Source organism: Mesorhizobium sp. M7A.F.Ca.US.005.03.1.1 (genome assembly GCF_003997975.1).
Lineage (GTDB): Bacteria > Pseudomonadota > Alphaproteobacteria > Rhizobiales > Rhizobiaceae > Mesorhizobium > Mesorhizobium ciceri.
The window spans coordinates 85,958-105,292 of the sequence record NZ_RZRO01000005.1 but is presented as its reverse complement, the minus strand read 5'-3'; the positions used below and the strand labels follow the sequence as shown (position 1 = coordinate 105,292).

Genomic DNA, 19,335 nt, shown 5'->3' with positions numbered 1-19,335 from the left:
TTTTGGGTTTGAGGATCGCCGACGCTTCCGTCATGCCATTTTGCCCTCGGGCGAACACAAACATTCCGACGATTATGGTGGCTGAGAAATTGGCCGACACAACCTTGAGAGACGGCAGACGGAGCTAGGCCAGGCGGCATGTACATTCTGCCGGAGCGCTGCCGCAATGTGGTGTTCACCGAGCCGCTTGCTAAGTTCACCGAAGCCCTGCTCATGCCGAATGGCAATCCCAAAAGACCAGCACTCCTTTGACGATATTCGTGATAAGGGCCTAACGCTGGTCACCACCGCCGGTTCCGACACGGTCACGACCGCCAAAGACGCGGGCATTCCGGAGGATCGTGTCATGCAGGTCGCCGGCCAGGCCGAATTCTTGCAGGCAGTGAAGGTCGGCCGCGCGGCGGCGGGGTCGCTAAACTACTTCACGGTAAGGAGCTCGCTGACAAGGTCGACAGCGTTGAAATGGCAGATCCGTTCACCCCGCCGGCTGGGAAGGCCGGCTACCCAAGTCTCGCCTTCCTGCCCAATCAGCAGGCGGTCGATGCCTTCAACGAGGTATTGAATACTTATATCGGCTCCGACCAAATGATGCAGTCGGTCAAAATACGGCTACACCAAAATCAATCTGCCGGACGGCACCAAGACCGGCGACCTGTGCAAGGGTTGAAATCTTGCGGGGAATGCCACCCATGCACCTAAAAGGCTCCCGGCCGCAGTGGCTGGGCGACGACAGAGCAAAGTGACAAGACGCGAGGCTCCGGGGTGCCGATTTCCGGTATTCAGACGAGATAGTTCGGCAACGTGGCATGTGAGGCTGCTACGCTCAGGAGTGAGCAATGGCAGTCCATCTCGCATGTCGCAATGCCGACCTGATGCCCCTCCTTTTGCCGAGGAACCGATGATCACCAAGCATCGCGTATCGGTTGATGGTGTCGAGACATCGTACTGCGAGAACGGAGCTGGTAGGCCGATTGTTTTCCTGCAGGGGGCGGGCTTCCGTGCAGAGGCTAAGAGTTCCTTTGTTCGGCAGCTGAACGGGCTATCCGATCAATTTACGGTAGTAGCGATTGATCAACTCCATTTTGGGGGAACGGATTATCCTGCTGACTGCAAATACATTAACCGGCTCGGTCGTGTGAATCATGTAATTAGCTTCCTCCAACAACTGGGTTTGAAGCAGATCACGCTAGTCGGCCATTCAGAAGGATCATTCGTCGACGCGCGGGTCGCGATCGTGCGTCCCGATCTTGTTTCTAAGCTTGTCCTGCTGACCGCTAACTCCGTGTCGCCGGCGTTCGGAGATGACCGTGACGAAGCTTGGCTGGAGGCCTGCCGGCAGGCTTACGGCTGTTCCGGCCCGATGCCGAGCGAAGAGGAATACATCACCGCACGGCGGAAAAGCTGCCGCGCCCACGGGCAGGATGTGGAATGCGCCGAGCGAGAAGCCTATCGGCGGGCCGCGGCTCGGGGACAATGGGAGATCTGGCAGAGATTGCCGGAAGACGAGACAAACCTGCATCGTTATCCACTGCTGCAGCAGAAGTATATCTTCCCCTACCTTGATCAGCTTCAGGCCCAGACGTTGATCATCTGGTCCAAGAACGACCCTACCGCGACGCCGGAGCAAGGGATCAACCTGGCGAAGCTGATCAGGAATTCAGATTTCCATCTGCTCAATAATGCCGGCGATTCCGTCCAGGTTGATCCGGAGCGAAGCCGTGAACAGACTCATCCGTCAATGGCACGAATGATCAACTGTGACGGGAACAATGCTCGGGCCAGCGTCTCCGAGGCGAATCTCTCAGCGGCGTGTCGCATACGACGAACTTGTGCCCTGCCATGGCAACAAGGGCATAGCCCAGGCGGTGGCGCCCATCCAACCGGGCAGGGCAGGAGTCATGCAAGACGTGGTGTGCCTCAGTTGGCCATACCACAGCTCGCGATTGTTCACTTCCAACGAACCACGGGGATGACGGAAATGTGCGTATGCACCCAAAAATCACCGAATTTCTGCGAATAACTTGCATTTCTCGCACAAAGCACCACAGCTGCGCTGCTACGCTCACGAAGCATGCACAAGTGGCGTAGCAAAGGATCGACTGGAGGAATCTATACCTAAGTGGGGACCCTGCAGCTCACACGATGATGGGAACCGCCGGACTACAAGCTCAACAAATGATGCAATGGTCTTTTCCCGAGGCATATCGGGAGACCATCGGCGATGCGAAAACGGAGGACTAACCAGTGGTCAAGTGGAAACTCGACGAATGCTTTAAGGCTGCAATCTTGAAGAGGATTGCCGCGCTCGGCCTGGCGGCGATGACAATCTCGTCCTTTGCCGGTTCGGCCTCGGCGGAGTCGCTGCTCGATAAGATTAAGAACGGAGAAACGATCCGTCTTGGCTTCACCAATGAGCCTCCCAGTGCCTATCCTGGTGCGAACAACGAGCCGCTTGGCCTGGTCAATGTGATGACACTGGACGTTCTGAGAAAGATGGGAACGACCAAAATCGAGCCGGTCGTAACCGATTGGGGTTCCCTTGTCCCGGGCCTCCAGGCTGGTCGCTTTGACATCATCACGGGCGGCATGTGGATTAAGCCGGAGCGGTGCCGCAACGTCCTGTTCAGCGAACCGATCGCATCGAGCAATGATTCGATGATCGTGCCGAAGGGCAATCCGGAAGCGCTGCATTCCCTCCATGACGCTCAGAAGAAGGGGCTTACCCTGGCCATCATGACGGGTACCACCGCAGTCGAGCAGGCGAAGAAATTAGGTTTCCCTGACGACAAGGTTATGCAGGTCGCCGGACCGCCCGAGGTCGTACAGGCTGTAAAGGCCGGCCGCGCCGCTGCCGGCTCGCTCTATAGTCTGAACGCGACGACTCTTGCCGAGCAGGATCCCAGCATTGAGGTGGCTGACCCGTATACCCCGCCGGGACCGAATGAACATCCCGCCATAGCCTTCCCGCTCAGCGAACAGGCTGCGGTAGACGCGTTCAATGCTGTGTTGAAAGACTATATTGGCTCTGACGAAATGATGGCCGCGGTCGGCAAATATGGTTACACCAAACGCGATCTCCCGGATGGCAGCAAGACCGCTGATCTTTGCAAGGGCTGAAGCTATGCGTCTGACCGCTCCCCGGCCCTTGGCCGGTAGGCGGTCAGTGGGGAGGGCATATGAGTAAGGTCGATCTCAGCTTTATCTTTGCCGTGCTCACCAAGGGCGTCATGACTACGGTCATCGTCACTCTTGGCGCCTGCGTCGTAGCGATCGTCCTTGGGCTTTTCGTGGGCCTGACCCGAGTCTCTCCCCGTCGGCAGTTGCGCTGGTTCAGTATCGCCTACATCGAATTCTTCCGCGGGACGTCCATGCTGGTTCAGCTCTACTGGTGGTTCTTTGTATTGCCGATTTTCGGTATTTTCCTGTCGCCGTGGACTGTCGGAATTTTGGGGATCGGAATGAATGCCTCTGGCTACGCAGCCGAGTATGTCCGCGCCGCCATTCAGGCCGTTGATAGGGGCCAGTATGAGGCATCTACAGCGCTCAATTTTTCGCGGCTCACCATGATGCGGCGTATTATCCTCCCACAGGCAATGCGCGCCATGCTGCCGACCTGGGGTAACATGCTCATCGATGTGCTTAAGGGTAGCTCGCTCGTCTTCTTCATCACCATTCCCGAATTTACTAGCGCCGCCAAGCAGGCGGCCGACGCAACTGGCGATTATATGCTGTTCTTTGCGGTTGCACTATTCGGTTATTACATCATCGCGCGCGCCCTCATCACTCCTTTCGTGCGCTGGCTGGAACGCCGCGTCTCGCGCGGTTTCGTTCGGGAGCAGGTGGCTTGAAGATCTGGGATTGGTCTTACGTATGGGAGGCTTTCCCATATCTCTATCAGGGAGCGATCGTCACCATTGAGGCTACGCTGCTCGGGTTTGCGATCGCGCTGATATTGGGTCTTGTCTTCGCGATGATTCGCCAGTCGCCAAACCGCTACGTCTCGACCACCATGGCGGAGATCGTGGAGTTTATCCGTTCAACGCCCTTGCTGCTGCAGTTGTTCTTTGTCTATTTCGTTGGTCCGCAGATCGGAATCTTCATTCCTGCCTGGACGGCGGGAGTTGGCGTGCTGGGGATCCACTATGCAGCCTATTGTTCCGAAGTCTTCCGCGGCGGCATCGAGAATGTGGATGGCGGCCAGTGGGAGGCCTGTACGGCACTAAACCTTTCGCGAACGCGGACCTGGCGAACAATCATTCTGCCGCAGGCGATCCCGCCCATGGTGCCAGCTCTGGGCAATTACTTCATCGGCATGTTCAAGGACACGCCGGTCCTGGCGGCAATCTCGATCTTCGAGATGCTGCAGCAGGCGAAAAATTTCGGGGGCAATAACTATCGATACATAGAAGCGATCACTATGTGCGGCTTCTTCTACTACGTGTTCAGCTTGGTTGCTTCCGCTATCGTGCAGTCGGTCCGCGTCTGGCTCAACCGCCGCTACCATCTGCAATAGGGAGGCCTTATACTATGAGCGAATTTGTGCTTCGCTTCGAGGACGATCTCACGAAGCGCCCTAGGGCATCAGCCAGGCGGGACGAGCTTGACCTCGATATCAGGCGCAGCGAAAAAGTCATGAACGAACCCATAGTTCGCTTCGAGAACGTCACAAAGCGCTACGGCGCGTTGACGGTGCTGGACGAACTCAATCTCGAGATCGCACGCAACGAGAAGGTGTCCATCATTGGTCCGTCCGGCTCGGGCAAGACCACCGTTCTGCGCATGCTGATGACGCTTGAGCACATCAACGGGGGGGTGATATGGGTCGACGGTGAACCGTTGACGCATACGCAGAAGAACGGCCAAATAGTGCCGGCGAGCGAGCGTCATCTCCGTCGCGTGCGTGCCAAGATCGGTATGGTGTTCCAGCACTTTAACCTGTTCCCGCATATGACTGCTCTGCAGAACTGCATGGAGGCGCCGATCTCCGTCCTTGGGCTCTCGAAGAAGGAGGCGGAGGCCCGAGCGGCAGAGCTGCTCGACTTGGTGGGCCTCGGCGACAAGAAGAACCATTTCCCGATCCAGCTTTCCGGGGGCCAGAAGCAACGCGTGGCGATCGCTCGGGCGTTGGCCATGCGGCCCAAGGTGATGCTGTTTGACGAGGTGACATCAGCGCTTGACCCGGAACTGGTTGGAGAGGTGCTCAACGTCATCCGCAAGCTCAGCGCCGAACATGACCTCACAATGCTGATGGTCACGCACCAGATGGGCTTTGCCAAGGAGTTCTCCGATCGCGTGTGCTTCTTTTCTGGCGGTAAGATTGTCGAGCAAGGCCCGCCCAGCCAGCTTTTAGGCAATCCGCAAAACGAGCGAACGCAGCAGTTTCTCAATGCGGTGCTGGAGACGAGGTGAGTTGCGGGTTGTGCCGCTAGTTGAGTTATCCCGTGGGTGGCTTCCGGGCAGGAACTGGTCCGTTCGGAGCAGGCTGCCCTGCGACGAACCTACGCGCGGTTTTTCAGGGCCGGGTTGATGTCGAGGTTACTGCCCCAGTTCATTCAGGACTGCATAACTAGGATCGTCCGGTCCAAGCCCCAGATTGGTCGAGTTAGGTAAATAGCGCTGCCCGTTCGGCAGTTGCGAGCTTGAAGATCTGATGTGCGTTCAATCTGCCATTCAGGGCATCTGGGCTCTGGAAAGTGCCCTAACACGATTGTCTGACGGCGGACGCAAACCCGGTATCCTACAGGCCCGGGGAGGGTCGCACAAGCGTTCTGCGGTTTCCCAGTTTTTACGGCTTTCATGCGAATGCACCAAAACAATGCCGACTTACTGCGCCTGGAAAGGCATGTTTCTCTGAAACAGCCGTTTCGACGCTGTTAAATTCGTGCATTCAGAGAGAACCTGTATCGCGCAGGTGATGGGCATTTGCTGCCGAAATCACCATCTTAGCTGCTTCCAGAAGAAGGATGCTTCCGTGACAACTCAACAAAGGGCCCTCGGAATTATTGGGCTGGAGATCGGACTTCCGCCTCGTGAATTTCCGCCACCGCAACCGGAGTCGGTCTTCAACCCGGCAACTTTCGACTTCCCAATTATAATAGAGACCGCGGCCGGGGCTTTGGAGGAGAGGGTCATTCCCGGTGATGCTTCTCTCGAGCCGGCCTACATTGCAGCTGCCAGGCGGTTGGTCGAGCGCGGAGCAGTCGCGATAACCGGGGACTGCGGGTTCAGTATCCGGTACCAGGCTGCAGTGGCCGCGTCTGTCGAAGTCCCGGTGGCCATGTCGAGCCTGCTACTGGCGCCCACGCTACTCCGGCAGCTTCCAGCTGACGCAAAGCTCGCCGTTGTGGCCGCAGACTCAAGACACTGCGGCAAAGAGCTGCTGGGCATAGATTCATCCGCAGAGGCAAGAGTAGTCATCGGCGGCATTGAAGGTGACGCGTGGCCGGCTGGTGTTGTTGAAATGGAGTCGGAGGTTGCAGCCTGTGTCGCGCGACTTGGCGCCGCACATCCGGGGATTGCCGCCCTCCTATTTGAATGTACATTGTTCCCGATGGTGACGTCAGCAATCCGTCGTAGGACAGGACTGCCCATCTATGACGCCGCGACCCTTTATCGGATGACATTCGCGTCCGTGGCTTGACCGCTTGGAGGCCACTATCCCAAAATATGAGCTCATGTCTGGTATGAGTTGCGGCTCGTTATTGTAACACACGTCCGCATCTTGTCGAATACTCTGTCGAGACTGGATCCTCGATTTCCGAGGTCAGGACGCGGTGCCTGAGATGCAGGTTGGATTTTTGGAACTCGTGCTGGTCGACCGTGATCCAGACGCTAAGCGGCGACCGACTTCGGCCGGAGTTGAAGCAGGGCGATCAAGGGCCACAAAAATCACTTCAGCCACCTGAGCAGGAGGGAGAAGTTGTATCCGGCGGCGGCCAGGACGGCGTTGAGGGCGTCGCCCTGCTGGCCGGCGAGGTAGTTGCGGCCCATGCGGTGTTCGTTCTTGATGTGGCCGATATGACGCTTGCCAGCGTGTGGCCGTCATAGGGATTGCCGGGCAGCGCTTTTGCATGCAGGGCGAACTGGCCGCCCTTGGAGCGCTTCAGCGTGGTGGCCACCGACACCTTCACACCGAACTCGTAGGGCATATGCGCCTTGCCCTTGCCAATGCATTCCACCTCGTGCGCGTGCAGGCTGTAGATCTTGCGGCCGCGCTGGCGCTGGCGTTGCTAGAGAACGGTGGCGGCCTGGTAGAACGGCCATTTGAAGAGCGCGTCCAGCCCCGCATCGCCGGCGATCTGGCGAGAAATGTCGCGAATGGTCCGGCCGAGATAGGTCTTGAGCCTGCGCAGCGCCTTGTTGGCCCGCTTGAACTGCTTGGCGTGGGCATAGCGCTGGTGGCTGATCAGCGCCAGCTGATAGCTCTGGCGCAAATGGAGCTCCTTCCCTCTTGGCCAGCCGCACCAGCCGTTCGCGCGCCCGGTTGATGAGCTTGGCGTCGGTCGGGAACATGACGTTCTTCGGCTGCACGGTTGTGTCGACGATCACCTGGCGCGTGTCGGCCGGCTTCATCGCCCCGGTCTTGACCGCAAGGCTGAGGCTCTCCTGCAACAGCGCCACGATCCGCTCCTCGCCCATGCGGCTGCGCCAGCGCGTCATCGACGAGAGGTCGAACGGCAGCGTATGGCAAAAGAACGTCTCGCCGGTGAGATACTGGAAGTAAGGGTTCTCCACCCAGCGCTCGCACAGCACCTCATCCGACAGGTTGAAGGTGTGCTTGAGGATCGCCAGCCCCGCCATCAGCCGGGTCGGCAGCGGCGGCATGCCGGGGCCGTCCGAATAGACGGCGCCGAAACGCTCCTCCAGCACCGGCCGGTCGATCGCCTGCTTCATGTTGATGATCTGATCGAGCCTGGAGCGGAACAGGTCCTGCTCTCCCGTCTCGCGTGGCTTGGACATTCGCCGTCCCCTCGATTCGCCGCCGCCGAACCGAGTGAATCACGCTCCGCAGCACAAGGGAATCGCAAAACCGAATTGCAGGAAAACAGCGTCCAAATACCGCTAATCCTGCAATTCAAAAGACGCTATCCGCCTCAATCAAAAGGCCAGATCAATGGCTTGCGGATAGTTCACGGTCGACGAGCTGGCGGCCACGCATCAGGCTGGAGATCCATCAGCGTTTACATCGTTTTTCAACGGGCGGCTCAAGCTCCGTGTTGTTGCGCGGCGCGCAGCTTGTCGAACGCCTCTTAGACCGTCGTGTGCCGGAAGAGGATATCCTCTGGAATTTCGGCATCGACATTCCGACATCACACATCCGTGATAAAGGCGTTTGCGGCTCGACGGGACCCTCCAACCCGAGGTCGCGAACAGAACCTGAATGACTGCCTCGTTTGCTATATGCGAATTGTCCGTGGGCGCCGCCAGGAGCTGGAACCGGCCAATCGACTTTAATTCTGGCTAGCTGTGCCCAGAATCGAGAAAAACGCCGGATTCATGCAGGCACAGCGGCCAATTTGCAGGAACCACCCCCCTGGGCACTGCTACTTATCTGGAATGAGGGGACTGTGGAGCTTCCGTCAAAAGGAAGCCAGATGTTCCGGGTTGAGGCCGTAGATCATCGTGGTCGTGTGAACATGAAGTGATGATAAAGCCGGCAAACAGGGAGGATAAAATGAGCCAATACTCATATAATCGTCGTGCGCTTATGAAGGCAATGCTGGCGATTTCGGCGACCCCTTGGGGGATTAACTCGAGGGCGTTCGCCTCGTCGTGCGACGATCGCATCCTGCGAATCGGCGGACTGGGTGGAGGCCCTGATTCGATGAACCCCTTCGCCACTTGGGGCTCCTTTTGGCCCTTGGCTATTTGCTATGATTTCTTGGTCTGCATAGACGCCCAGCGATACGACGATCGAAAGGGCTTTGCCCAATCTTGGTCCGTCGCCGACGACAACCTCACTTGGACCTTCAAGATCTGGCCCGGCATGAAGTGGTCGGACGGCCAGCCTGCTACCGCTAGGGACGCGGCGTTCACTTATAGTTATTTGCACGATTCCATAGGCAAGCCCGACGAGCTAAACGTCGGGTGGAACAGCACCAGCGGTCTTGAGAACGTCGAGTCCATCAAAGCGTTCGACGACGAGACTTTGCAGATCGTGACCAAGTTCCCCGCGACCTGGCCAATAGACAATATCATAATGATCGTTCCCGAGCACATTTGGAAGGACATCAGCTATGCTGACGCACGCGTAACCTTCCGCAACGATCCGCCTTTGGTGGGTACGGGACCTATGATCGTTTCGGAGTTTCACCAGGGCCAGTTTACACGCCTGACGCCGAACCCCTATTTCCGTACGGGGAAGCCCCAAATCGCGGGGGTGATCCTGCGGTCCTTCGATGCCGCCGATCCGATTGCGCAAGGTCTTAAGAGCGGGGAACTCGATTATGGCAACTACCTGACGTCCGCCCAGTGGGCTGATCTCTCGAAGGATCCCGACATTGTAGTCGGTGAATCCCGCATAGCTCAGAAAACCTATCTCGCCTTCAACACCGCTTCGGGAGATGGCGCAGGTAGCACCAAGGCTCTGCAGGATCCGGCGTTTCGCGATGCGCTCGGCTACGCGATCGATCAGAAGGCCATCGTCGATCGAGCCATGCGCGGACACGCCGACCCTGGTGTCGGACTCGCAATGCCGGTGGCGGCCGATTACTATTCAGATCTGAACGACATCAGGCGCCACTTCGATCTCGCCGAAGCCAACCGCCGGCTTGACGCCGCAGGGTACCGGGACACGAACGGCGATGGCATTCGGGAGGACAAGGACGGGAAGAGTTTCCAGCTAGAGCTGGTGTCTGGACCTTCAGCAAATATAGAGATGCCGGTCGCGGCAGTGCAGTTTATCGCTGGCTGGTTGGAGCAAATCGGTATCCCTGTATCGGTGACTCGGCTCGACTCCGGTGCGCTGAGCGCCCGCGCCGCAGCTCCGGCGAAAGGCGGCGGAGGGTGGGATCTGCTCATTTCCGATACCTGGCAAGGCCCAACACCTAAAGACCTGCTCATCTTCGGCAGCAGCAATTCCATCGGCATCAAGAACAAGGCGTACTGGACGAATGCGGAGTTCGACAAACTGTTCGCGGAGGTGCAGGTCACCGTTGACCTCAAGAAAAACCAAAAGCTGGTCGACCAGGCAGCGCGACTAATTTATACTGAAGCGCCTTACATCGTACTATGTTACCCCACCCTGCTCGAAGCCCACCGGAGGGATTGCTTCGAGGGTTGGGGAAAGCAAGGCATCATGTCGATGGACAGCTACTTCCCATTCGATCGCTTGAAGCCGGTGCCCGCGCCGTGAACGGAGGGGGAGGGAGCCGTCACATCCTGCGCATCATCGTCAGGGCCTCTATAACCCTCCTGATGGTGGCAGTCCTGAACTTCATCCTATTCCGAGTTATTCCAGGTGACCCTGCATCTCTTTTGCTTGGCGGGGCGCGCGTCAGCGTCACCGCCGAGCAGATTGAGGCGCAGAACCAACGTTGGGGCCTTGACCGGCCGCTGTTCCCGGACCAGGCGGTCGACTACCTGTCGGCAACACTCCGCGGCGATTTCGGCTACAGCTTCAAGTTCAGGGGCAGGCATGTCGCAGACCTGATAGCGGAACGCCTGCCGGACACCATAGTCCTAGTCGGGGTTGCTCAGATAATGGCAATCGTTATTGGGGTGATGCTTGGGATCTACGCAGGCTGGCGCCGGGGAGGAGCCGGCGACCGTATCGCAACCGGAGCCTCTCTGGCGCTCTATTCTACGCCGGCTTTCTGGCTCGGCATGATCCTGGTGGTAATCTTCAGCACGGCATTGGGTTGGCTCCCGGGCTATGGTGCATACTCGCCCGGCCTGATCACGGGCTCTCTTGGTTCGTTCCTCGACTACCTGCAACATCTCACGCTTCCCGCCACTGCGGTGGCGCTTGGGCTAATCGGCCAGTACGTCGTCGTCGCTCGTGCCGCAATGAGTGACGTACTCACCGAGGATTACATGGTAACCGCACGGGCGAAAGGGCTGACCAACGGTCAAATGCTGATGCGTCATGCATTTCGCAATGCAATGCTACCGGTCGTGACCTTGATCACCCTCAATATTGGCTATGTGGTCGCCGGGGCCATCACTGTCGAAGCCGTTTTCGCCTGGCCGGGTATCGGCGGGCTGACGGTGGAAGCACTCAACGCACGGGACTACCCAGTCCTTCAAGGCATATTCCTGTTGCTTGGCGTTTCAATTGTTCTCGCAAACCTCGTAGCCGATCTTGCCTACAGCCTTCTAGATCCGAGGGTCCGACAATGAGCGACAATATTGTTCGATATTGCCCGCGAGGCCGGGCGCGCGCAATAAAAGGCTTTCTGCGTCAATTTCTCAGCTATGGCGGTGCTCAGGTGGGCCTCGTATGTCTGGTATTCTTTCTTGTTGTGGGAGCGGTCCCCAATATTCTGGCGGGACCGCTCCAGACTGCGATCAATGCAACTGGCGATTTCCTCGCACCCCCATCAGGCGAGCATCTGCTCGGCACGGACGAAATCGGGCGGGACGTGCTCAATCTGGTCCTCCATGGTGCCCGGATCTCGCTTACGATTGCGCTACTCGCGACTGTGATCAGCCTCGTCGTTGGGACTACAATCGGTACGACCGCTGGCTACTATGGTGGCAGGGTCGACGTCTGGCTGATGCGCTTGACAGACTTCTTTTTTGTCATGCCGTCCTTCGTGCTGGCGCTGGTCATTACACCCGTGGTTCTCGAGGTGATGGGGCGCGGTGGAGAAATCCTGGGCTTCCGTCCTTCTCTTTTCGTGATCATTGTCGTTATAGGCATGACAAGCTGGTCCTTTGTTGCACGTATCGTCCGGAGTCAGACACTGTCGCTTAAGGAGCGACCATTCATTGATCGTGCGCGCGTTGCGGGTAGCAGTAATTTCGGCATCATGGTGCGGCACATCCTCCCCAATCTCGTGCCGCAAATCGCAGCCAATGGTGCGCTGGTGGTCGCCAGCGCAATCTATGTCGAGACATCGCTCTCATTCCTTGGACTCGGGGACCCGTTGCAGCCTTCATGGGGCACTTTGCTTTCGCTCGCTCAGCGCGCCGGCGCGGCCAGTGCTGGAGCCTGGTGGTACCTCGGCGCCCCAGGACTGTGCGTACTCACGGTTTCGCTTAGCTTCGTCCTGATTGGCAGTGCCCTTGACGACACGTTCAATCCACGGCGGAGGGTGATCCCATGACCAGCTCCTCCCAGGACAAAACACCGCTTCTGGAAATAGACCGGCTCTCTGTCGATTATGGGCTCAAGGGCGTTTCATTGCGAGCAATCGACGGCGTAAGCTTCGCGCTCCGAGCCGGAGAGGCCGTGGGCCTCGTCGGAGAATCGGGCAGTGGCAAGACCACGACCGCGATGGCGATCGCTGGTCTACTATCACCCAACGCGCGGGTCAGCGGCGGCCAAGTGCGCTATCGTGGCAACCGACTGCCGATCGACGATGATGCGGCGATGCGGCCACATCGCTGGAGCGAAACGTCCGTTGTCTTCCAGGGCGCGATGAACGCACTTAATCCTGTTCACCGCATTATCAAGCAGATCGCCGAGCCATGCATGCTGAAGCTCGGCATGTCGCGGGGCGAGGCGACCAAGCGGGGAAGTGAGTTGCTTCAACTGGTCGGCATCCCGGCGGATCGTGGTTCCGCCTACCCTCACGAGTTGTCGGGCGGAATGCGACAAAGGGTGATGATTGCCATGGCGCTCGCGTGTCGACCTTCGATTATCATTGGTGACGAGCCCACCACAGCGCTCGACGTCATCACTCAGGCTCAGATCCTTAACCTGCTAGGCGACTTGCGATCGCAGTTGAGCCTCGCCCTGATTTTGATCACCCACGACCTTTCTGTGGTGGCTAAGTGTTGTGATCGCGTAATGATCATGTACGCGGGCCGCATCGTCGAGGATGGCACTGTCGCCGAGATTTTCGCCCAGCCCAAACATCCCTACACCCGACAGCTGATCGAATCGATCCCGAACCCAGCGAGCGGCAAAAAGATGATCCGGCCAATACCGGGTGATCCTCCCAACTTGGTGAATCGACCCTCGGGCTGCGCTTTCCATCCGCGTTGCCCGTCGGTCATGGGGGGGTGCGCGACCGAAGTCCCCAGCCTCAATAAGTTCGGGCGGGGACGTGTCGCCTGTCACCTTCACCGGTCCTTGACGCAAGAAGACAAGGTCGCTGTTCATGCCTGACACTGCCGGCATCCTGCGTCTCGAGAGCCTGCAAGTTCATTTTCCTATCCAGGGCGGTCTGTTCGACCGTGTCCTGGGCCGATCTGTCGGCGCCATGCGCGCGGTAGACGGGATCGACCTCAACGTCGGGCGGGGCGAGATCGTCGCCCTGGTCGGCGAATCGGGAAGCGGCAAGACCACTGTGGGCCGCGTCATCACCAAGCTTGCCAAGCCGACTGGCGGCAGAATGCTGTTCGAAGGCCGCGACATGAGGTCGGTAGAGGGCTTCTCGGCTCTACGTCCGTACCGGCGTCGCGTGCAAATGATCTTCCAGGACGCTTATCAGGCCCTCAATCCGCGACACACCGTGTTCGACATCGTGGCGGAGCCGTTGCAGTCCCTGCGGCTGGTCGGTAACGCCACTCAACTCGCCGACCGGGTGAGTGAAGCGCTTGCGGCCGCTGGGCTCAATCCTCCCGGCGATTTCTTCGCCCGCTTCCCGCACGAGCTATCCGGCGGGCAGCGCCAGCGCGTCGTGATTGCAGGAGCGCTTGCCGTCCGGCCGGAACTCATCGTTGCTGATGAACCTGTATCGATGCTCGATGTCTCGATACGCGCTCAGATTCTTCAGGTCCTGGTTGACTTGCGCGACAGGCACAACATGGCGCTGCTGTTCATCACCCACGATTTGCCCCTTGCCTGGCTGATCGCCGACCGGATTGCGGTCTTGTATCTTGGAAAATTGGTCGAGATTGGTAGCGCCGACGAGATCACATTCAACCCTCGCCATCCGTATACCGTCGCCTTGCGCAACGCCACACCGCAGATTGGCGGCAACGCAGGTCGCGCCGAGTTGCCGGCCCTGCAGGGCGAGGTTCCAAGTGCCGCGCGCGTGCCGAAGGGCTGCCGTTTCCATCCTCGTTGCCCGCTTGCCTTCGACCGTTGCAAAGCTGAGGAGCCGCCGGCGATCGAAGTTGGACCACAGCACCTGTCAGCCTGCTGGCTCGCTAAGTGAAAGGCATGCAATCAGCGCCACCCCAATGAGCGTATTCCATCTGGTATTGCACAGGCAGGTGGGCTGGAACACCACCATGCAGATAGAATGCTGAGACCCGTCGAAATTGGCCACTCCATCTTGAATCAGTCTCAATGTCTGGGAGGCACTCTGAAGTGTGTAATGAACTAGGCCCGATTAAACCGCCAACGCCGCGATACGAAGTGGTTTTGCAGACCGGCTTGCGCGTTCCAATGCGGGACGGCGTTGAGCTCGCCACGGACCTGTATCGGCCTATTGGTTACACTGGGGAACTCGGGTCAATCCTTATCCGAACTCAATACGGTAAGACGCCCTATCGCTGTCCGGTTGAGCCTCGCCACAAAGTGGCAAGAATGTTTGCTGGACAAGGGTTCGCTGTACTTGTGCAGGAGCGTCGTGGCGTCTTCGATTCCGGCGGCGTATACGCTAGGGAACATATAGGGGACGACGGTTATGACACGCTGTCCTGGATTTCGCAGCAGCCATGGTCGAATGGACGCGTGGGCACATATGGGTGCTCGGCGCTTGGTATCGCGCAGGTTTTGCTGGCGCAGTTGTGCCATCCAGCCCACCGATGCGCAATTGCGCAGGGATCGGGCGGCGCGAACGGCTCTGCCGGAGGGCGATATCGCAACGGGGATCTCCGTCTCGGCGGTGCGGTGGAGGTTGCCGCGTTTGTCCCCTGGTTCCACCAAACCGCAGCGAAGGACCGGTCCCGAGTGCAACCGAAAAGCGATGAGGAGTATCAGCGGGCTTTCGCGTCGCTGCCGCTCGTCAACATGCTTAAGAGCCTTGGGGGACCGCCGACTGACTGGGAGGACTGGGTCTCGCGTGACCCAGGCGATCCCTGGGGGGATCGGAATGGGATGCTTAGCGAGGACTCGACCATCGACGTCCCAGCCCTGTTCGTGAACTCGTGGTACGACGTGGGGGCTGCCGACGCGCTTCACCAGCAGCGCGTTTTTAGTGCTCGCGGATTGAGCCCGGCGGCACGCGATCACCAACATATCATTCTGTCGCCAGCCACGCATTGTGGCACCGAGAGTCTCAAAGCCCCGACGGTTATCGGCGAGCGCGAGCTGGGCGACGCGCGCCTGGATTGCTGGCAGATCTACCTGGACTGGTTCGACTGCTGGCTGAACGACAAGCCCGACCGGATCGAGGGAATGCCCCGCGTCCAGTACTACGTGATGGGTCGCAACGAGTGGCGTGCCGCGTCAGAATGGCCCCCTCTTGGTGTGGAACTGCAGCACTGGTTCCTCCGCAGCGGCGGGAATGCCGCGACCCGTCTAGGCGACGGGACTCTTGATGTAGAGCCTCCGAGTGCCGACGAGCCGGCTGACACGTTTACCTACGACCCTGGGGATCCGGCGCCGTTCTTGGGGATGGACGGCGGGAAGTCAAGTGGAACTACTATAGGACCCCGCGATTACCAGGACGTCCAGCTTCGTCCAGACGTCCTCTGCTTCACTTCACCGCCCCTCACAGAGGGCATGGAGGTTACCGGATTTGTCCGGGCGGTCCTCTTCGTCTCTTCTTCGGCCCCGGACACGGACTTCGTGGCCAGACTGTTGGACGTACATCCCGATGGCCGTGCGATTGACGTGGTGGACGGGATACTGCGCGTCCGCTATCGCGAGGGCTTTGATCGGGCTGTTTTCATGGAACCGAGCGTTATATGCAAAATCGAGATTGATCTCGACGCCACAAGTAATTGGTTTCCGGCCGGCCATCAAATTCGCCTGGAAATCACTAGTTCGGCCTTCCCGCGGTTCGACCGCAACCTGAATACGGGAGGTAACAACTGGGACGAAACTGAATGGGTAGTGGCTCGGAACACGATTCATCACTGCGAGCAGTTCCCCTCCCACGTACTGCTTCCTGTGATGACAGCGATGGGGTCCCATGCCGGCAAGGCGAATTTGAACAGCATCGCTAGGTGTTTAGATTGTGGTATTCGGCTTTGCCCCCCGCCTTGAACGGGTTGTTTTGAAGTGCTGCGCTTCGAGATGATGACAAAACGTGGTCTGTGTGAACAGCCACAAGCATCAGGAAAGGAAGCGCAGCATGAAAAATTATGCCGGACTGGACGTCTCCGTGAAAGAGACCACCGTTTGCATCGTGAGAAGGGCGCCGAATTTGCCGAGAGATGAAGGTTGCTAGTCATCCGGACGATCTTGCTGACGCATTGAAGAACCCCGCATGGAATCTCGCCCGGATCAGGCTTGAAGCCGGCCCCTTATCCCAATGGTTGGTCTGGCGGCAGCCGGACTACGTGACCTGTATCGAGCCCCGTCATTCCAAGGCGTTCTCAAGGCACAGGTCAACAAGACCGACCGCAACCATGCTCGCGGCATCGCGCAGATATGCGGGTTAACCTGTTCCGGCCCGTGCATGTCAAGAGTAAGCGGTATTCTCGGGCCACGGCCTTGAGCTCGAGCTTGTTGATGTAGACCCAAGGCAGGAGATCGTCGATCTGGCTGTTGGGGTGGCCGTTGACGATCCTGGTGAGGACATCGGCGAGATAAGCCGAGCGGTTCGACACCATTGAGCTTGCAGGTTTCGATCAGCGAGGCGATGACTGCCCAGTGTTCGGCGCCGCCGTCAGAGCCTGCGAAGAGCGCGTTCTTGCGGTTGAGCGCGAAGACTGATTCATTATGCACCCCCTCTTCAAATGGCGGGAAACAGCGATTTCTGATTATCGTCGTTGATGATACGCGGAGATTTGCGCGCCAAATCGGCCTTGATCCGTTCATCTTCAAGGTCGCTGGCGCGGATCTGGTAGGGCGCGCCGCGCATGACCTGCTCGGCTGGTAATATGCCGTCCCTGACGAACCGGCGGATTTTGACGTGCGACACGCCAAGCTTCGCGGCCGCGTCCGACATGGTAAGCCACTCGCCGTTCTTGTCGGAAGACCGATAGCCGCTGATCTTGTGCACCGTGCGCAGGGATTGGACGCGTCGCGCCGTCCAGGTCTTTCCCTGACCCGTCTTCATGCCCATGCGGTTGAGTGTGGCGGCGATTTCGGCATCCGACCATCGCGTTGCCATGGATCGCATGACCGCCAGAGCCTCCTCAGGCGTACTCTGGCCATGCTCTCCGGATTTGGACTTGCGAACCCTTACCTGGGAATGCTGGCCCCCATGCCAATGGATGGTCAGGATCACATCGCGCGCGTCGTCATCGACGTCCGCCACAATGTCCTTGATGAGCGCGCGCAGCAGTTGCTGACGGAACCGCATATCGACACCCGGCGCATTCCAGGCGGCTTCGAGATCCTGGGCGAGGCCGGTGAAGTCAGGGATCGCGTCGACAGGCTCCATACGCTGGACTTCACTGAGCCGGGCCTCGCAGGTCTCCACGCGCCTGAGCCTAGCTTCCCAGTTCCTCTCGAGCTGGGCCGCTATAAGCCGGTTCTCCGGGTCGCAGGCGGCGTAGCGGCGCTCGGCGAGCGATGCCTCATAGCGTGCCTGCTGCAGGTCCATCTCGATCATCTGCCGCCGCCTGGCTTCGCTCTCCAGCTGCATCTGTTCAGCCTCCAACGCCGCCTCGATCGCCATCGGCGCAACCGCCTCCAAGGCTTCGCGGGCCACCGCCGCATCGGTGCGAAAGCCGTTGAACGACATGCATCGCGCCTGCGCCATCATGGTGTTCTCGCAACGATAGACCGGGTAACCTTGGCCACGTCCGGCATACGTGACAACCAGTCTTCGCCCGCATCGACCACAGGAGAGAAGACCCGGGAGCAACGCGCGACCGCCGCGGCCCGACTTGACGCCGCCGGCTTTGCCATAGGCGTTGGCGGCGAGAAGTTCCTGGTTCCGTTCGTACTCGCTCCATCCGATATAGCCTTCGTGATGCTCCTTGAGCACCACCGCCCAATCGCTGGCCGGCTTGTAATGACCATAGCTCTTGCGGACGCGGCCATCCACGATCTCGGTGCGCTTCTCGCTCTTACCATAGACATAAGCGCCGGCGTAGAACGGGTTCTTCAGGACGGAGATCACGTTGCGGTAGCGGACCGGAACCCAGGCGAAGGACACCATCTTCTTGCCGTCGGAGGGTCTGGGGAAATGCACGCCATCGTCGATCATCGAGATCAGGACCTGGCGGGCACTGCCGAGTTCGCGGAAACGCGCGAATATCAGGCGAATGGTCTCCTGCAGGCGTATATCGGGATCGAACCCGAGACCGTAATCCCGGTGCCAGACGTAGCCGAAGGGCACAGAGATGCGCAGTTCGCCGCGCTGTGCCTTGGCGCGGTCAGCTTCGTACATGCGAGCACGCAGCACCCCGAGTTCGAACTCGCTTATGCTCCCCTTCATGCCGAGCAGCAGGCGATCGTTCGGCAGTCCCGGATCGTAGACTCCGTCCAGATCGATCACCCGTGCATCGACTTCGCCGCACAACTCGAGCAGCCGATGCCAGTCCGGTCCGTTGCGAGACAGGCGGGACGCCTCCAGGCAAAGCACAGCGCCCACATGACCGGTGCACAGATCGTCGACCAGGCGTTCGAAACCGGGACGTTCCACAGCTCCACTTGCGGTGCGTCCCAAGTCCTCGTCGATCACCTCAACCTTGCGGAATCCCCAGCGCCGCGCGACGTCGACCAGCTCATATTGCCGACGCTGGCTCTCAAGATTGAGCTGCACTTGCGCCTGCGTGGACTGACGTACATAGACAACGGCCTTGCGCTTGAGGATGGTGGCCGGAATCAGATTACGGCTCGTCATCGCGGCTCTCCTCCGTCACGATACCGGCGGCGGCCATCAGCACATTGGCGAGCCGGGCGATCACGATCGTTCGTTGCGCTGCGCTCAGCCCGACTAGCTTGTGCGAGTCGAGCGCATGCTGAGCTGGCGAACGATCACGAGAGATCGTGTCGGTGGCGGCAAGGTTCTCATTTTGAGTCTCCCCGATGATGAAACCATCCGGAGAGCCTCGCCGGAAACGGCGCTGGATCAAGAGCTTGTTCAGTTCAAGCAGTGCAGCAAGCGACGCGCGCGGGGAGCCCAGATCCATTGCTGCGCACGGGACTTCGAC

The 19,335-nt window shown here is 59.1% G+C and carries 15 protein-coding genes and 3 pseudogenes; 14 read left to right on the top strand and 4 right to left on the bottom strand.

Annotated features, from left to right (window positions below; translation table 11 throughout):
• The first annotated feature begins 2 nt into the window (after positions 1-2).
• The 7 genes from EN990_RS36595 to EN990_RS35740 all read left to right on the top strand — a co-directional run bounded on the left by EN990_RS36595 (position 3) and on the right by EN990_RS35740 (position 6,640).
• Entirely contained in the window at positions 3-128 is a 126-nt protein-coding gene (locus tag EN990_RS36595; RefSeq protein WP_348628041.1) for a GMC oxidoreductase, read from the top strand.
• Between the two features lie 770 nt (positions 129-898).
• The gene (locus EN990_RS03975; RefSeq protein WP_063169347.1) at positions 899-2,020 is read left to right on the top strand and encodes an alpha/beta hydrolase; all 1,122 of its coding nucleotides are present in this window, start codon (positions 899-901) and stop codon (positions 2,018-2,020) included.
• Between the two features lie 224 nt (positions 2,021-2,244).
• Complete coding sequence (gene ehuB, locus EN990_RS03970; protein ID WP_082826582.1) at positions 2,245-3,117, top strand: ectoine/hydroxyectoine ABC transporter substrate-binding protein EhuB; 873 nt, start codon at positions 2,245-2,247, stop codon at positions 3,115-3,117.
• Between the two features lie 59 nt (positions 3,118-3,176).
• Positions 3,177-3,848 (top strand): ectoine/hydroxyectoine ABC transporter permease subunit EhuC, encoded by a 672-nt coding sequence (gene ehuC / locus EN990_RS03965; protein ID WP_063169346.1) that lies wholly within the window; start codon positions 3,177-3,179, stop codon positions 3,846-3,848.
• Positions 3,845-4,513 (top strand): ectoine/hydroxyectoine ABC transporter permease subunit EhuD, encoded by a 669-nt coding sequence (ehuD, locus tag EN990_RS03960; protein ID WP_063169345.1) that lies wholly within the window; start codon positions 3,845-3,847, stop codon positions 4,511-4,513. Before ehuC ends, ehuD begins: the two co-directional genes overlap by 4 nt.
• Before the next feature lie 119 nt (positions 4,514-4,632).
• Positions 4,633-5,409: an ectoine/hydroxyectoine ABC transporter ATP-binding protein EhuA gene (gene ehuA / locus EN990_RS03955; protein ID WP_063170381.1), complete on the top strand. Its 777-nt coding sequence runs from the start codon at positions 4,633-4,635 to the stop codon at positions 5,407-5,409.
• Positions 5,410-5,971: 562 nt separating this feature from the next.
• The gene (locus EN990_RS35740) at positions 5,972-6,640 is read left to right on the top strand and encodes a hypothetical protein (RefSeq protein WP_176477193.1); all 669 of its coding nucleotides are present in this window, start codon (positions 5,972-5,974) and stop codon (positions 6,638-6,640) included.
• Between the two features lie 248 nt (positions 6,641-6,888).
• On the opposite strand, the pseudogene EN990_RS03945 reads toward EN990_RS35740, so the two are convergent.
• Positions 6,889-7,959: pseudogene (locus EN990_RS03945) on the bottom strand (IS5 family transposase).
• Positions 7,960-8,674: 715 nt separating this feature from the next.
• Here EN990_RS03945 and EN990_RS03940 point away from each other — a divergent pair.
• The 7 genes and pseudogenes from EN990_RS03940 to EN990_RS35980 form a co-directional block, all read left to right on the top strand.
• Positions 8,675-10,354 carry an ABC transporter substrate-binding protein gene (locus EN990_RS03940; protein ID WP_063170379.1) on the top strand — a complete coding sequence of 560 codons (1,680 nt, stop codon included), beginning with the start codon at positions 8,675-8,677 and terminating at the stop codon, positions 10,352-10,354.
• A complete protein-coding gene (locus tag EN990_RS03935; RefSeq protein ID WP_063169344.1) occupies positions 10,351-11,340 on the top strand; it encodes an ABC transporter permease in 990 nt (329 codons plus the stop codon). Before EN990_RS03940 ends, EN990_RS03935 begins: the two co-directional genes overlap by 4 nt.
• Complete coding sequence (locus EN990_RS03930) at positions 11,337-12,269, top strand: ABC transporter permease (RefSeq protein ID WP_063169343.1); 933 nt, start codon at positions 11,337-11,339, stop codon at positions 12,267-12,269. The genes EN990_RS03935 and EN990_RS03930 overlap by 4 nt, the downstream gene beginning before the upstream one ends.
• The gene (locus EN990_RS03925) at positions 12,266-13,276 is read left to right on the top strand and encodes an ABC transporter ATP-binding protein (protein ID WP_063169342.1); all 1,011 of its coding nucleotides are present in this window, start codon (positions 12,266-12,268) and stop codon (positions 13,274-13,276) included. The genes EN990_RS03930 and EN990_RS03925 overlap by 4 nt, the downstream gene beginning before the upstream one ends.
• The gene (locus EN990_RS03920; protein ID WP_063169341.1) at positions 13,269-14,270 is read left to right on the top strand and encodes an ABC transporter ATP-binding protein; all 1,002 of its coding nucleotides are present in this window, start codon (positions 13,269-13,271) and stop codon (positions 14,268-14,270) included. Before EN990_RS03925 ends, EN990_RS03920 begins: the two co-directional genes overlap by 8 nt.
• A gap of 134 nt (positions 14,271-14,404) precedes the next feature.
• Positions 14,405-16,270 (top strand): CocE/NonD family hydrolase, encoded by a 1,866-nt coding sequence (locus EN990_RS03915; RefSeq protein ID WP_127262115.1) that lies wholly within the window; start codon positions 14,405-14,407, stop codon positions 16,268-16,270.
• An 88-nt stretch (positions 16,271-16,358) separates the two neighbouring features.
• Positions 16,359-16,696, top strand: a pseudogene (locus EN990_RS35980) (IS110 family transposase); the annotation flags it as partial.
• Positions 16,697-16,740: 44 nt separating this feature from the next.
• On the opposite strand, the pseudogene EN990_RS03905 reads toward EN990_RS35980, so the two are convergent.
• The 3 genes and pseudogenes from EN990_RS03905 to EN990_RS35395 all read right to left on the bottom strand — a co-directional run.
• Positions 16,741-16,933: pseudogene (locus EN990_RS03905) on the bottom strand (transposase domain-containing protein); the annotation flags it as partial.
• A 28-nt stretch (positions 16,934-16,961) separates the two neighbouring features.
• Positions 16,962-19,025, bottom strand: a complete 2,064-nt coding sequence (locus tag EN990_RS03900) for a recombinase family protein (RefSeq protein WP_063169338.1) — start codon at positions 19,023-19,025, stop codon at positions 16,962-16,964.
• Positions 19,012-19,314 (bottom strand): hypothetical protein, encoded by a 303-nt coding sequence (locus EN990_RS35395; RefSeq protein WP_063169337.1) that lies wholly within the window; start codon positions 19,312-19,314, stop codon positions 19,012-19,014. The genes EN990_RS03900 and EN990_RS35395 overlap by 14 nt, the downstream gene beginning before the upstream one ends.
• Between the last annotated feature and the right edge of the window lie 21 nt (positions 19,315-19,335).

Excerpts from the sequence above, each read along its gene's own strand:
- EN990_RS03975 (WP_063169347.1), top strand. The coding sequence starts at position 899 with ATGATCACCAAGCATCGCGTATCGGTTGATGGTGTCGAGACATCGTAC.
- ehuC (WP_063169346.1), top strand. The coding sequence starts at position 3,177 with ATGAGTAAGGTCGATCTCAGCTTTATCTTTGCCGTGCTCACCAAGGGC.
- ehuA (WP_063170381.1), top strand. The coding sequence starts at position 4,633 with ATGAACGAACCCATAGTTCGCTTCGAGAACGTCACAAAGCGCTACGGC.
- EN990_RS03940 (WP_063170379.1), top strand. The coding sequence starts at position 8,675 with ATGAGCCAATACTCATATAATCGTCGTGCGCTTATGAAGGCAATGCTG.
- EN990_RS03930 (WP_063169343.1), top strand. The coding sequence starts at position 11,337 with ATGAGCGACAATATTGTTCGATATTGCCCGCGAGGCCGGGCGCGCGCA.
- EN990_RS03925 (WP_063169342.1), top strand. The coding sequence starts at position 12,266 with ATGACCAGCTCCTCCCAGGACAAAACACCGCTTCTGGAAATAGACCGG.
- EN990_RS03920 (WP_063169341.1), top strand. The coding sequence starts at position 13,269 with ATGCCTGACACTGCCGGCATCCTGCGTCTCGAGAGCCTGCAAGTTCAT.
- EN990_RS03915 (WP_127262115.1), top strand. The coding sequence starts at position 14,405 with ATGTCTGGGAGGCACTCTGAAGTGTGTAATGAACTAGGCCCGATTAAA.
- EN990_RS03900 (WP_063169338.1), bottom strand. The coding sequence starts at position 19,025 with ATGACGAGCCGTAATCTGATTCCGGCCACCATCCTCAAGCGCAAGGCC.
- EN990_RS35395 (WP_063169337.1), bottom strand. The coding sequence starts at position 19,314 with ATGGATCTGGGCTCCCCGCGCGCGTCGCTTGCTGCACTGCTTGAACTG.